The organism is Gemmatimonas sp., from assembly GCF_036405635.1.
Lineage (GTDB): Bacteria > Gemmatimonadota > Gemmatimonadetes > Gemmatimonadales > Gemmatimonadaceae > Gemmatimonas.
Genome location: NZ_DASWXE010000209.1, coordinates 1 through 12,216, shown reverse-complemented (window position 1 = coordinate 12,216; position 12,216 = coordinate 1). Strand labels below are relative to the sequence as shown.

Below are 12,216 nucleotides of genomic sequence, written 5' to 3'. Positions count from 1 at the left end.
GCCGTCGGAGTTCCCGTGTCACTGCTCGATATTCACGTGCTGGGCTCCCCCGTGCTGCGTCAGGAGACGCAGCGGGTGGAGTCGGTTACCCCGGAGTTGCGCCGTCTGGTCGACAACATGTTCGACACGATGGAAGCGGCGAGCGGTATTGGCCTGGCCGCGCCGCAGGTGGGCCGCCTCGAGCGCCTCGCCGTCGTCGATGCCGACGATGTGCGCCTGGTGGTCATCAATCCGGAGATCATTCTCCGCGAAGGCCTCGAGCGTGGCGAGGAAGGCTGCCTCTCCATTCCCGAGGTCTACGCCGATGTGGACCGTCCGGCGCGCGTGATCGTGCGGGCGCAGGACATCGATCTCAACTGGTATGAGATCGACGCGGCGAAGCTGCTCGGCCGCTGCCTGCAGCATGAGATCGATCACCTGCACGGCAAGCTGTTCACCGATCGCCTCAGCCTGCTCAAGAAGCGGTCGGCGATGAAGGACTGGGACCACGAGAAGGGCAAGTATCCGAAGCTGCTGCGTGTGCTGCCGGTGGGCGACCTGCCGCCAGAGCGTGAAGCCGGCTCGGGCAACGCCTCGGGCAGCGGCTCCGCCTCATCGGACCGCTGAGCGGGCGTCGCCCCATGCGCATTCTTTTCTGGGGCACGCCCGATTTCGCCGTGCCCCCGCTGCGGGCCCTGCTGGGCGAAGGCCACGATGTCGTGGGTGTAGTCACCCAGCCTGATCGTCCGCGCGGTCGTTCGCGCTCCCAGCTCGATCCGTCACCGGTGAAGCTGGTCGCGCTCGAGGAAGGGCTGCCGGTCCTGCAGCCGGCCAAGCCGCGCGGTGAGGAGTTTCTCGCCGAGATGCAGGCGCTGGCGCCGGAGATCTCGGTGGTGGTGGCCTACGGGCACATCCTGCCCATGGTCGTCATCGACATGCCCACCCTGGGCACGCTCAACATTCACGCCTCGCTGCTGCCTGCACTGCGCGGGGCAGCGCCCATTCAGGCCGCGCTGCTGGAAGGGATGACGGAAACGGGCGTGACCATCATGCAGATGGTGCCGGCACTCGACGCCGGTGCCATGCTGCATGTGGTGCGGACGCCCATCGACATCGACACCACCTACGGCGAGTTGCACGATGCGCTCGCCGAAGCCGGAGCGCTGGCCATTGTGCAGGCGCTGGCGCTGCTCGAGGCGGGCGCGTCGCACCCGGTGCCGCAGGACGATGCACGAGCGACGTATGCCGCGAAGATCGACCGCAACACCGCACACCTCGATTTCCGTGCACCGGCAACGCAGGTGCAGCGCGTGATCCGGGCATTCGATCCACGTCCCGGCGCATGGAGCACACTGCGCGACGCGGACGTGAAGTGCTTCAGCGGTCGGTTGGTGGGTGATGGCAGTGATGCCGCGCTCGATGAGCCGACGTTGGCAAGTCCGCCAGGTACGGTGCGCAGCATCGATGCAGACGGCATGATCGTGCGTTGTGGGGTGGGCGCGGTGCGCGTGCTCGATGTGCAACCCAGTGGCAAGCCGCGCATGCCGGTGCTCGCCTGGTCCCGTGGACGCGGCGTGGCGGTGGGCGACGAGTTCACGGCCGCGTCGCTGTCGTGAGCGCGACCGCCATGCCTCCGCAACACGGCAAGCGCGCCACGAAAGGAAAAGGCCCAGGCACGGCCATCACGCCATCGCGCAGTGCCGCTGCCGGCATTCTGGGCGATGTGCACGCCGGTCACCTGCTCGACCAGAGTTTCGAGCGACGCACCACCACACTCGATGCCCGCGACCGACGCTGGGTGCAGGAGTTGGTGTGGGGCGTGCTGCGCCATCGCGAGCGAATCGATGCGATTCTCGCATCACGCATTCGTGGCGGATTATCGGTGCTCGATGATGCCGTGCTGGATGTGCTGCGGCTTGGCACCCATCAGTTGCTGTCCATGGACAGCGTGCCGCCGTACGCAGCGATCGGTCAGTCGGTGGAGGCGGTCAAGCGCAAGCACGGCATCGGTGCGGCCAAGCTGGTGAATGCCGTATTGCGTCGCGTGGATCGTGAACGCGCCAGCATCGAACCGACATTGCCCGCTGATCCCGTGGAAGCCTTGGCCCTCACGCATTCGCACCCCGCATGGGTGGTGGGACGCTGGGCCGCACGGTTTGGCCTCGATCACACGGCGTCGCTGCTGGCTCTCAACAACACGCCTGCACCCGTGGTGGTGCGACCACACGGCGTGAGTGCTGCCATGCTTGCCGACAGCCTCACGCAGTCCGATGTGAGCACCCGCGACGTGCCGATGGTACCCGAGTCGCTGGAGATCACGGGCCCGGTAGCGCTCACCGAAGTGGAAGCGTTCCGCCGCGGACAGTTTTACGTACAGGACCCGGCGGCCTCGCTGGTCGCGCAGTATGCCCACGTGGCCGAGGGCAGCGCCGTCGCCGACTTGTGCGCCGCGCCGGGCAGCAAAGCGCTCGAGTTGGCGCGTCGCGCAGGCACCGTCATCGCAGCCGATCGCAGCGAGGCCCGTGTCGAACGCATGCGCAGCGGATTCGACCGCCTGGGTGTGGATACCACGTCGCCGGCCCGCACGATGATCACCATGGTCGCCGATGCCACCGCACCGACCATCGATCCGGTGGATGCGGTGCTGGTGGATGTGCCCTGCACCGGCACCGGCACGTTCCGCCGACACCCGGATGCCCGCTGGCGATTGCAGGCGTCGGATTTTGCCGTGCTGGGTACGCTGCAGCGACAGATTCTCCATGCCGCCGCAGGTGTGGTGCGCGCAGGAGGCCTGCTCATTTACAGCACCTGCTCGCTCGAGCCGGAAGAAAACGACGACGTGGTGGACGCCTTTCTGGCATCTCATCCCGATTTTGTCGTGGAACCGCCGCCCACTGGTGTGGTATCGGATGCGGTGATCGATCGCGGCCGATTGCGTGTGTTGCCGCAGCAGCATGGATTCGACGGCGCCTTTGCCGTGCGTCTGCGACGAAACGCTGGCTCCGCCTGATTTCAATCATGGCCACCAAGACCAAGACCACCACGCGCCGCACGACGGCAGGCAAGGCACTGGCTCGCCTCTGGGGCATTCGTGCGCTCATCGCCATTGTCGTGGGTGTTTCCATCGGCGCTGGCGTTGGCGTGATGACGGTGAACCGCCTGGAGCCAGGTCGTGCCGACAGCGTCGATTCGCTGGCCGTCATGCTCGATTCCATCTCCAAAGGTCGCATCCCCGATGCGCAACCAGCCGCCCAGCCGGCTGCCGATGCGACGCCAGTAACACCTGACACCGCCACGGCCACCTCGGACCTCGTTTCGGTACCCGCCGTGACGGACCTCGAGGAAGGCGATGCCCGTAACGCCATCCTCGAAGCGGGCCTGCAGGTGGGCGAGGTGCAGTTCCGCCCGTCCCCCAAGCCCGCCGGCATCGTGCTGGGCACCTTCCCGGTGTCTGGCGCGCGCGTACTCAGCCGGAGCGCCGTCAGTCTCGTCCTGAGCGACGGGCGCGACCCGGCCGACACGCTGTCGCAGCAGATGCTGTCCCAGCATTTACTGCACTGATTCTCGACGACTTCCGACGCATCTGAGATGACCGTTCGTATCGCCCCCTCCGTGTTGAGCGCCGACTTCCGCATCCTCGGCGACGAGATCGCGATGTGTGAAGCCGGTGGCGCCGACTGGATCCATGTCGACGTGATGGATGGACGCTTTGTGCCGAACCTGTCGTTCGGCGTGAAGGTCATCGAAGCCGTGCGCAAATGCACGCAGAAGACCGTCGATGTGCACCTCATGGTGCAGGAACCCGAGAAGTACTTCGACGACTATGTGAAGGCGGGCGCGGATGTGCTCACCATTCACGTCGAAGCCGCGCCACATCTCGATCGTCAGCTCGCGCGCATCAAGGAACTCGGTGCCAAGGCCGGCGTCGCGCTCAATCCCGGCACGCCACTGTCCGCCATCGAGGAAGTGGTGCACATGCTCGACCTGGTGCTCATCATGAGCGTGAATCCGGGCTACGGCGGCCAGAAATTCATCGACTACTCCGTCGACAAGATCGAGCGCATGCGTTTCCTGCTGGATCAGGCAGACAGCCGCGCCGTGCTCGAAGTGGATGGTGGCATTTCGCGTGACACGATCCAGCGCTGCTGGAGCGCTGGTGCCGATACGTTCGTGGCCGGCAACGCGATCTTTGGCGCGGCCGATCCGCGTGCAGAAATCGCCGTGCTGCGCAATCTCTGCGTGGAGTCCGCATGACCGTCAAGCAACAGTGGCTCGTCGTCCTGGGCATCGTCGCGCTGCTCGGCGGCGGTGCGTTCGCGGCGTCGCACTTCCTCAAGGACGAACTCACCAGCGTGACGGTGGGTTCCGATGCGCCGGGCTTCATCGCGCAAACCCTGGATTCACCGGCCAAGACGAAGTCGCTCACCGACTATCGCGGCGACGTGGTTGTGCTCAATATCTGGGCCACCTGGTGCATCCCGTGCCGCAAGGAAATGCCCAGCATGGAAGCACTGTATCGTGACCTCGGCCCGAAGGGGCTCAAGATCGTCGCCGTCAGTGTGGACGATGCCGGATCTGAACAGAAGATCCGCGAGTTTGTCGGCGAGTACGGCCTGACGTTCGAGATCCTGCACGATGGTGCCGGCACGATTCAGGGCATCTACCGCACCACGGGCGTGCCCGAGACGATGGTCATCGATCGCGACGGCGTGATCCGCAAGAAGTGGATCGGCGAAGACGACTGGTCGTCGCCAGGCAATCGCGCGCTGCTCGAGCAGCTCCTGGCCCAGCCCAAGTCCTGATCATGGGCATGCGCCTCACTCCCCAGCAGGCGGCGCGAGCTGTGGCAGCCCTGGTGCTGTCCATCGGGCTGTGGTTGTTCCTGCGCGCCAACGGGTGAGTGGGGCCTCGATGAGTGGTGTGGCGGCCGACACGGTGTCCGTATCATCGCGTCCGATGCGCGTGCTCGGCATCGAAACCTCATGTGACGAGACCTCGGCGGCCGTCGTATCGGGCACGCCCGAGGCGATGACACTGGAGTCGTGCGTCATCCTCTCGCAGGATGTGCATCGCCTGTTCGGTGGTGTGGTGCCCGAGATCGCGAGCCGGCAGCATCTGGTGGGCATTGTGCCCGCGGTGGACGCCGCGCTGCGCGAAGCGAAGATCTCGCTGGCCGACTGTGATGCCGTGGCGGTGACGCATGCACCTGGACTGGTGGGTGCACTGCTGGTGGGCACGAGCTTCGCCAAATCGCTGGCCCTCACGCACGGCAAACCGCTGGTGCCGGTGCACCACCTCGAGGGGCATCTGTTTGCCACGTTGCTGGAACATCCAGACGCCACGCCGCCGTTCACCGCGCTACTCGTGAGTGGTGGACACACCTTGCTGCTGGATGTCCCGGCGTGGGGCGAGTATCGCCTGCTGGGGCAGACGCGCGACGATGCAGTGGGCGAGGCTTTCGACAAGGTGGCCAAACTGCTCGGCCTTCCCTACCCGGGCGGCCGTCCCATTGAGCAGCTCGCGGCGACAGCCGAGTCGCCGGTGCACAAACATCCGCATCGGTTTGCGCGCCCAATGCTGCGAAAGTCGGCCACCCCGGGTGATGACGACTACTACGACTGTTCGTTCAGTGGCCTCAAGACCGCGGTGTTGTACGCGGTGCGTGATGCCGAACGGGCTGGCACGATGGACGCCCAGCGGGCCAGCATTGCCCGCGGTTTTCAGGATGCCGTGATCGACACGCTGGTGGAGAAGGTGGTGCGTGCCGCCCGTCAGCATCGTCGCACCCGTGTCGTGCTGGGTGGTGGTGTGGCGTGCAATCAGGCGCTGCAGGGGGCGATGCGTGAGGCCATGACACGCCGAAAGGGCGATGTCTTTGCTCCCACGCCGCGCCTCGCCACTGACAACGCGGCGATGATTGCTGCGGCTGGCATATTTCGCCTGCTCCGCGGTGAATTTGCTGCACCCGACATGACCGCTACGGCATCGCTGCCAATACCCGGTATGAGCAGCGCGGGGTAGCACCGCCGCGGTACCTTTCGTGCGCGCCTGGCGCCGCTGTGGTTTTCCCGTCGCACCTTTCCGTTTCCGCCTGACCCCCTGACGCGTGCCCATCGTTCATCATCCGACCACTCTCTCGCTTGGCCCGCTGGAGATCACCGGCTTTGGTCTGGCGGTGTTGGCGGCGTTCGCCATTGCGCAGATCGTTTGCCAGCGAGAGCTGTGGCGCCGAGGGCAGGATCAGGAAGCGGCCGCAATCCCCGATCTGGTGATGGCTGCGTTGATCGGCACGCTGATTGGCGCCAAGTCGTACTACGTGGTGCTCACCGGCGACCCGTCGGCGTTTTTCAGCCGCGGCGGATTTGTGTTCTGGGGTGGCTTCATGGGCGCGGTGGCGCTGTGTTACGCGTTCATTCGCTACCGGAAGTTCAGCTTCCTGCGCATCGCCGATGTGGCGGGTATCGCGATCGCGGCCGGTTACGCCGTGGGTCGTACGGGGTGCTGGGCCGTGGGTGATGACTATGGTCGCCCGTGGAACGGGTTCCTGGCGACGCAGTTTCCGGAAGGTGCGCCACCCAGCACGGCGGCGGTCATGTCGCAGCAGTTTGGCGTCATTTTCCCGCCAGGAACGAGCCCGTCCGAGGTCATCGCCGTCCATCCCACGCAGTTGTACGAAACGGTGATGGGCTTTGGCATGTTTGCCATCCTGTGGGCGTTCCGAAAGCACAACCACAAGGAAGGGTGGTTGTTCGGCCTGTACTGCATCGTGGCCGGCGTGGAGCGGTTCATCGTGGAGTTCTTCCGCGCCAAGGACGACCGCTTTGTCGCAGGGCTGACGGTGGCTCAGGTGATCGGCCTGACGATCGTCGTGATTGGTGTGGGCCTCATGGCATCCCGGCGGAAGACGGCGTGACCCTTCGGCCATCGGAAGCCGATGGCCTGTGTCCCCATTGCCCGCGGCTGAGCCTCCCGGGTATCTTCAAACCGTTACCTTGAGAACCATTCTCAACCGAAACGGTGGCGCCACTGTCCCTCCCTATTTCTTCGGCCGCTGACGCGGTCACCGCCTCGAGCGCACCGCGGACAACGCGTGCCCTCAATTCGTGCGGCGCGGGAGCCCGTGTGACGGTGGTCGATATTGATTGCACCGGTGACGAAGCCTGCCGTCTCCGGGCATTGGGACTGTGCGAAGGCACCGCCGTGAACGTGATCGACGCCCGCGACGCGATGCTCCTCGAAGTCCGTGGTACGCGGCTGGCGCTAGGCGCCGCCCTGACGGCAGGCATCACCGTTCAGCTCGCGGCCCGCGCCTGACGGCGCGCGCCCCTCTGCATTCTGACGTGGCTGCGGGTATCGTCGCTCCCGATCGTGCCCGTGATCATCTGGTAGGCGCATCATGAGCATGCCCAGCACGTCCCCGCCGCCCGTCGCCACCGATGCGTTGCGTGTTGCCATCATCGGCAACCCGAACACCGGCAAGACCACGCTCTTCAACGCCCTCACGGGATTGCGCCAGCGCGTGGGCAATTTCGCTGGCGTCACGGTCGAACGGGTGGAAGGGAGCTTCAAGGGACCGGATGGGCGCCGCATCGTGGTGCTCGACCTGCCGGGCAGTTACTCCCTCTCGGCCGGCTCGCCCGACGAACAGATCGCGCTCGATGTGCTGCAACGTCGCGATGCCGATCGGTGGCGCCCCGATGTGGTGCTGGTTGTGGTCGATGCGGTGCATCTCGAGCGCAACCTGTTCCTGGCGAGTCAGGTGATTGAACTGGGCGTGCCCGTTGTCATCGCACTCAACCAGTTCGATGTGGCGCAGGCGGAAGGCATCACCATCGATGTGCCCGAGCTGATTCACGAGCTGGGCGTGCCCATTGTGCCCACGGTCGCGAAACGTGGGGAGGGCATGGAGCCGCTCAAGCAGGCGCTGCTCACGGCCGTCATGCTGCCCGCGCCAGCACGTCGCTTTGCGCTGCCCGAAGCCGTGCGTGCTGCGCTCGAGCCGGTCGAGGCTCGTCTTGTCTCCGACGGATTTCTGCCGAGCGCTGCCGCCATGGAAGCGCTGCGTGTGCTGGGTGTGGAGCGCACCGATGCGCATCTCGCACAGGTGCCTGGGTTGGCCGAGGCGACCCGACAGGCGGCGAGTACGCTGCAAACTGCGGGATTCCGTCCGTCGCGACTGGAGTCGGAGGTGCGTTACGCCTGGATCGCCGATGTGGTCGGCCACACCGTCACGCGCAGCAAGGAGACACATGCAAGCTCCCTATCCGATCGCATCGATCGGGTGGCACTGCACCGCGTCGGCGGCCCGCTGCTGTTCCTGCTGCTGATGGCCGTGGTGTTCCAGTCGGTGTTCACGTGGGCCGCTCCACTCATGGACGGCATCGAAGCGCTGATTGCGAGCGCCGGTGGGGCCGTGGGGACGCTGCTGCCGGAGGGTGACCTGCGATCGCTCATCGTGGACGGCGTGTTCGGTGGTGTGGGATCGGTCCTCGTATTCCTGCCGCAGATCGCGATCCTGTTCACGTTCATCGGCCTGCTCGAACATTCGGGCTACATGGCGCGCGCGGCATTTCTCATGGACCGCGTGATGCGCTCGGTGGGCCTGCATGGCAAGAGCTTCATCCCGATGCTGTCGGGATATGCCTGCGCTGTGCCGGGCATCATGGCCACGCGCACGATCGAAGATCCCAAGGATCGTTTGGCCACCATCATGGTGGTACCGCTGATGAGTTGTTCGGCACGCCTGCCCGTGTACACGCTGCTGATTGGCGCGTTCGTGCCGGCCACTGCGCTGCTGCCCGGACTCACACTCCAGGGCGCCACCATGCTCGGCATGTATCTGCTCGGCACCGTGGCGGCGCTGATCATGGCGGCGATCTTCAAGCGCACCCTGCTCAAGGGTCCGGTGCGCCCGATGATCCTCGAACTGCCACCGTATCGCTGGCCCAGCCTCAAGTCGCTGGGCATCTCGGTGTACCAGCGCTGCATGCTGTTTGTGCAGCGCGCCGGCACGGTGATTCTGTCGCTCTCCATTGTGTTGTGGGCGATGGCCACCTACCCCAAAACCTCGCCCGACCCGGCGCTGTCGCCGGAGATGCAGCAGGAGCAGCAGCTCGAACATTCCGTGCTGGGCCGCGTCGGGCATGTGATCGAACCCGTGGTGCGCCCGCTGGGGTATGACTGGAAGATCGGCGTATCGATCGCGGCCAGCTTCGCCGCGCGCGAAGTGTTCGTCTCCACGATGGGCACGATCTACGGCGTGGGCAGCGAAGACGAGGCGGCCCTCACCGAGCGGTTGCGTGAAGAGAAGGACGCCACGGGACGGCTGGTGTACTCGCCGTTGGTCGCCGTGGGGCTGATGGTGTTCTACGTGTTCGCGTTGATGTGCATGAGCACATCCGCCATCACGGTGCGCGAAGCCGGTGGTGGCGCGATCGGCTGGAAGTGGGCGGGTGTGCAGTTCGTGTACATGCTGGCGCTGGCCTACGGCGCAGCATGGATCGTGTACGTGGGCGGCCAGGCGCTGGGCTTCGGCTGATTACAGACGGGAGGCGAACGATGTCGACGGTGATCGTGGTCCTGATCGTGTCGGGGGCCGTCTGGTATGCCGGCTCACAGTTGTGGAAGGCCTTCGCGGCAGCCCGAAAGCCCAAGGGTGGCTGCGGTACCGATTGCGGCTGCGGCCACTGAGCATCGTGGGCGACGCGGTGATGCGTCGCCCGGCCGTCTTTCAGCTTTCCTCGAGCAACTCGCGGATTTCGTTCCAGGCTTCATCGGCCGTGGAGAACGTCTCCTGCACGGACACAATCCAGCGCCGCCAGTCGGCGATGCGCGTGTCCATGGCTCCTCCCCGCAGGTCAGCCGCCGCCATCGCTACCCGCTCGAGTGCGTCGAACATCGGCTCGGCTTCGTCTTCCATCGCAGCTTCGAGCGCACGCTGCTGGGCGGCGTCTTCGGGATAACGAATCGCGGCAATTTCGGTGAGCGCCCGCAACATGTCGTCGGCCAGACGCGATCCGTCGAGCAACGCGACCTGACGCTCGGGATCCGTCACGCCTTGAATGGCCCGACGCACACTGAGCAGGGGAGCCAGCCAGCGATCGTGTGCGCCCTGCAGTCCCGTGTCATGGGACACCGACAGCGCGAGACCGCTCGCGCGACCGCCACGCATCATCTCGGGTACGCGACACGCCAGATCCAACAGCCCCTGCCCCAGCGTACGCAGTGCGCCATCGCCGGACAGTTCAAGGACATCATGCTCGCGCAGATATACGGTGAGCGACGTGTTCGCCAGCGCCACACCGTCGATGCCATCGAGATCGAGTCGCCAGGCCGCTGCCGGTGGCCATGCGATCACCAGGCCATCGGTTTCGAGCGATGCTGTGCCCAGCGCGTCGACTTCGCGTCCACGCACCATACCCACCACCCGCACGGAGATCGGCCCGACCAGGCTCACGACAGCATGGCCTCCACCACCGCGTCCGTATCCTCGAGTGACGCGAACACGGCGGCAGGTCCATGCGCAGCCAAGTCATCCACCGAATAGCGCCCCGTCGCCACGCCAATGGCGCGCACACCGATGGAACGTCCGCAATGGATATCGGCCGGCGTGTCACCAATGATCACCAGCTGATCGCCAGCAACGGCACGACCAAGGAACGTCTCCGCACGGCCACGGGCGATGGACGGCAACTCCGGGCGATGCTCGTGGTCGCAACCAAAGGCATTCACGACGAACTGGTCGAAGTTCACACCAACGGCCGCGAGCTTCTGGCGCGCCCCACGCTCCACGTTGCCCGTCAGCAGACCGAGTGTGACATCCTCACGGCCACGCAGCCGGTCGAGCAAGGGCAACACCCCCGCGCACAGCACCGCCTGATCGGGGCGCTCGCGCAGTTCGCTTTCGAGATTCTGCAGGTACTGCGCAATGAGCACGTCCATCTGTCCGGCAATCGCATCGTCGGCGATACCGGCCTCACGCATCTGCTCGCGGATGATCTGCCGATCGGTCTTGCCGTCATAGCGGTACTCCGCACTGCCCACCACGCCGTGGAGGGCCTGCATGGCGCGCTCCATCGCACGGCGTCCGGCGCCATCGGTGCGAAGCAACGTGCCATCGATATCGAACAACACCACGTTCATGCGCGCCTCAGTCCTTCAGAAGTTCCGGCGGGACTGGCCGCCGTGCGTCGTGATACCCGCGAAAGCAGCAGACCGCCCAGAATGAACGCCGCGCCCAGCAACTGCCATCCGCTGGGCTGCTCATGCAACATGAGCCATGCCACACCCAGCGCGATGACCGGCTGCAGGTTGCTGTACATGGACGTGCGTGTTGGTCCGAGCACCCGCACCCCGTGATAGTACAGCAGGTATGCCACCACGAGCGCCCCGATCCCGGCATACACCACGGAGCCCCACGCACTGAGCGGCACCGCACCCCAATCCAGCCGCAGCATGTCGGGCAGGGAGATAGACACGATCAATACCGCGCCGCTCGTCATGGTGACGGCCGAGAGATGCAGGGGATGCGCCCGTTGGGTATGGGGCTGCAGCAGGACAGTGAACAGTGCCCAGCAGACACTGCCACCGGCCATGAGTGCGGCGCCCCACATGACACCGCCGCCATCTCCACCGAAGCCATGTGCGCTGCCCACCACGCACGCCACGCCGAGCAACTGCATGCCGATGCCCACGGCTGAAATGCGCGTGACACGCTCGCGTCCGATGACTTGCGAAATGATGGCGATCCACGCCGGTGTGGCCGCCACGATCAGCGCCGCCACTCCGGCGCGCGTCCGCGACAGCCCGAAGATGAAGAGCACCTGATAGAGGCCGTTACCCAGCAACCCGATGAGCAGCAACTGGATCCGCTCGCGCCCCTTCGGCCATGGCGTGCCGCGCACAAACGCCGCGACGGTGAACAGCACCACCGTGGCGAGCACCATGCGGGTGCCGTTGAAGACGAGTGGCGACAGATGCGCCAACCCAGCTTTCACCACGCTGTAGTTGACCCCCCAGATGACGGCCATGAAGACCAGCCAGGCATCCGTGGCCCCGAACCCCTGCCGGGAGTGAGGCGACGGGCCGGAGGCGGTGTCAGAGGGCATCCCGCAATCTAGGCGGACCGTGCCGACCGCTGGTAGCGCCGTTAGGTTGGGGGATGAACGTCACCTTTGCGCTCTTCGCCGACGCCGCGAACATCTCCCAGGAAGGGAAGCTCAACATCCTGGGCATCTT

At 65.6% G+C, this 12,216-nt stretch carries 14 protein-coding genes; 11 read left to right on the top strand and 3 right to left on the bottom strand.

Annotation, left to right across the window (positions count from 1 at the left end):
* Positions 1-15: 15 nt before the first annotated feature.
* From def to VGE27_RS16635, 11 genes are all read left to right on the top strand, one after another.
* Positions 16-606: a peptide deformylase gene (gene def, locus VGE27_RS16685; protein ID WP_331050809.1), complete on the top strand. Its 591-nt coding sequence runs from the start codon at positions 16-18 to the stop codon at positions 604-606.
* 14 nt (positions 607-620) lie between these two features.
* Positions 621-1,595 (top strand): methionyl-tRNA formyltransferase, encoded by a 975-nt coding sequence (fmt, locus tag VGE27_RS16680; protein WP_331050808.1) that lies wholly within the window; start codon positions 621-623, stop codon positions 1,593-1,595.
* A complete protein-coding gene (gene rsmB, locus VGE27_RS16675) occupies positions 1,592-2,989 on the top strand; it encodes a 16S rRNA (cytosine(967)-C(5))-methyltransferase RsmB (protein WP_331050807.1) in 1,398 nt (465 codons plus the stop codon). Before fmt ends, rsmB begins: the two co-directional genes overlap by 4 nt.
* A gap of 8 nt (positions 2,990-2,997) precedes the next feature.
* Positions 2,998-3,540: a PASTA domain-containing protein gene (locus VGE27_RS16670; RefSeq protein WP_331050806.1), complete on the top strand. Its 543-nt coding sequence runs from the start codon at positions 2,998-3,000 to the stop codon at positions 3,538-3,540.
* Between the two features lie 27 nt (positions 3,541-3,567).
* Complete coding sequence (gene rpe / locus VGE27_RS16665; RefSeq protein ID WP_331050805.1) at positions 3,568-4,233, top strand: ribulose-phosphate 3-epimerase; 666 nt, start codon at positions 3,568-3,570, stop codon at positions 4,231-4,233.
* Entirely contained in the window at positions 4,230-4,781 is a 552-nt protein-coding gene (locus VGE27_RS16660; protein ID WP_331050804.1) for a TlpA disulfide reductase family protein, read from the top strand. The genes rpe and VGE27_RS16660 overlap by 4 nt, the downstream gene beginning before the upstream one ends.
* 109 nt (positions 4,782-4,890) lie before the next feature.
* Positions 4,891-6,000: a tRNA (adenosine(37)-N6)-threonylcarbamoyltransferase complex transferase subunit TsaD gene (gene tsaD, locus VGE27_RS16655; RefSeq protein ID WP_331050803.1), complete on the top strand. Its 1,110-nt coding sequence runs from the start codon at positions 4,891-4,893 to the stop codon at positions 5,998-6,000.
* Between the two features lie 85 nt (positions 6,001-6,085).
* A complete protein-coding gene (lgt, locus tag VGE27_RS16650; RefSeq protein ID WP_331050802.1) occupies positions 6,086-6,892 on the top strand; it encodes a prolipoprotein diacylglyceryl transferase in 807 nt (268 codons plus the stop codon).
* Positions 6,893-6,996: 104 nt separating this feature from the next.
* Positions 6,997-7,293, top strand: a complete 297-nt coding sequence (locus VGE27_RS16645) for a FeoA family protein (RefSeq protein ID WP_331050801.1) — start codon at positions 6,997-6,999, stop codon at positions 7,291-7,293.
* 88 nt (positions 7,294-7,381) lie between these two features.
* Positions 7,382-9,517: a ferrous iron transport protein B gene (gene feoB / locus VGE27_RS16640; protein ID WP_331050800.1), complete on the top strand. Its 2,136-nt coding sequence runs from the start codon at positions 7,382-7,384 to the stop codon at positions 9,515-9,517.
* Between the two features lie 20 nt (positions 9,518-9,537).
* Positions 9,538-9,669, top strand: coding sequence for a FeoB-associated Cys-rich membrane protein (locus VGE27_RS16635; RefSeq protein ID WP_331050799.1), 132 nt, complete (start codon positions 9,538-9,540; stop codon positions 9,667-9,669).
* 40 nt (positions 9,670-9,709) lie between these two features.
* Here VGE27_RS16635 and VGE27_RS16630 read toward each other — a convergent pair whose 3' ends face one another.
* The 3 genes from VGE27_RS16630 to VGE27_RS16620 are packed head-to-tail and all read right to left on the bottom strand — an operon-like array spanning position 9,710 to position 12,086.
* Positions 9,710-10,435 (bottom strand): hypothetical protein, encoded by a 726-nt coding sequence (locus VGE27_RS16630; protein ID WP_331050798.1) that lies wholly within the window; start codon positions 10,433-10,435, stop codon positions 9,710-9,712.
* A complete protein-coding gene (locus VGE27_RS16625; protein ID WP_331050797.1) occupies positions 10,432-11,121 on the bottom strand; it encodes an HAD family hydrolase in 690 nt (229 codons plus the stop codon). Before VGE27_RS16625 ends, VGE27_RS16630 begins: the two co-directional genes overlap by 4 nt.
* Complete coding sequence (locus VGE27_RS16620; protein ID WP_331050796.1) at positions 11,118-12,086, bottom strand: DMT family transporter; 969 nt, start codon at positions 12,084-12,086, stop codon at positions 11,118-11,120. The genes VGE27_RS16625 and VGE27_RS16620 overlap by 4 nt, the downstream gene beginning before the upstream one ends.
* Between the last annotated feature and the right edge of the window lie 130 nt (positions 12,087-12,216).

Excerpts from the sequence above, each read along its gene's own strand:
- fmt (WP_331050808.1), top strand. The coding sequence starts at position 621 with ATGCGCATTCTTTTCTGGGGCACGCCCGATTTCGCCGTGCCCCCGCTG.
- VGE27_RS16670 (WP_331050806.1), top strand. The coding sequence starts at position 2,998 with ATGGCCACCAAGACCAAGACCACCACGCGCCGCACGACGGCAGGCAAG.
- rpe (WP_331050805.1), top strand. The coding sequence starts at position 3,568 with ATGACCGTTCGTATCGCCCCCTCCGTGTTGAGCGCCGACTTCCGCATC.
- VGE27_RS16660 (WP_331050804.1), top strand. The coding sequence starts at position 4,230 with ATGACCGTCAAGCAACAGTGGCTCGTCGTCCTGGGCATCGTCGCGCTG.
- tsaD (WP_331050803.1), top strand. The coding sequence starts at position 4,891 with ATGAGTGGTGTGGCGGCCGACACGGTGTCCGTATCATCGCGTCCGATG.
- feoB (WP_331050800.1), top strand. The coding sequence starts at position 7,382 with ATGCCCAGCACGTCCCCGCCGCCCGTCGCCACCGATGCGTTGCGTGTT.
- VGE27_RS16635 (WP_331050799.1), top strand. The coding sequence starts at position 9,538 with ATGTCGACGGTGATCGTGGTCCTGATCGTGTCGGGGGCCGTCTGGTAT.
- VGE27_RS16625 (WP_331050797.1), bottom strand. The coding sequence starts at position 11,121 with ATGAACGTGGTGTTGTTCGATATCGATGGCACGTTGCTTCGCACCGAT.
- VGE27_RS16620 (WP_331050796.1), bottom strand. The coding sequence starts at position 12,086 with ATGCCCTCTGACACCGCCTCCGGCCCGTCGCCTCACTCCCGGCAGGGG.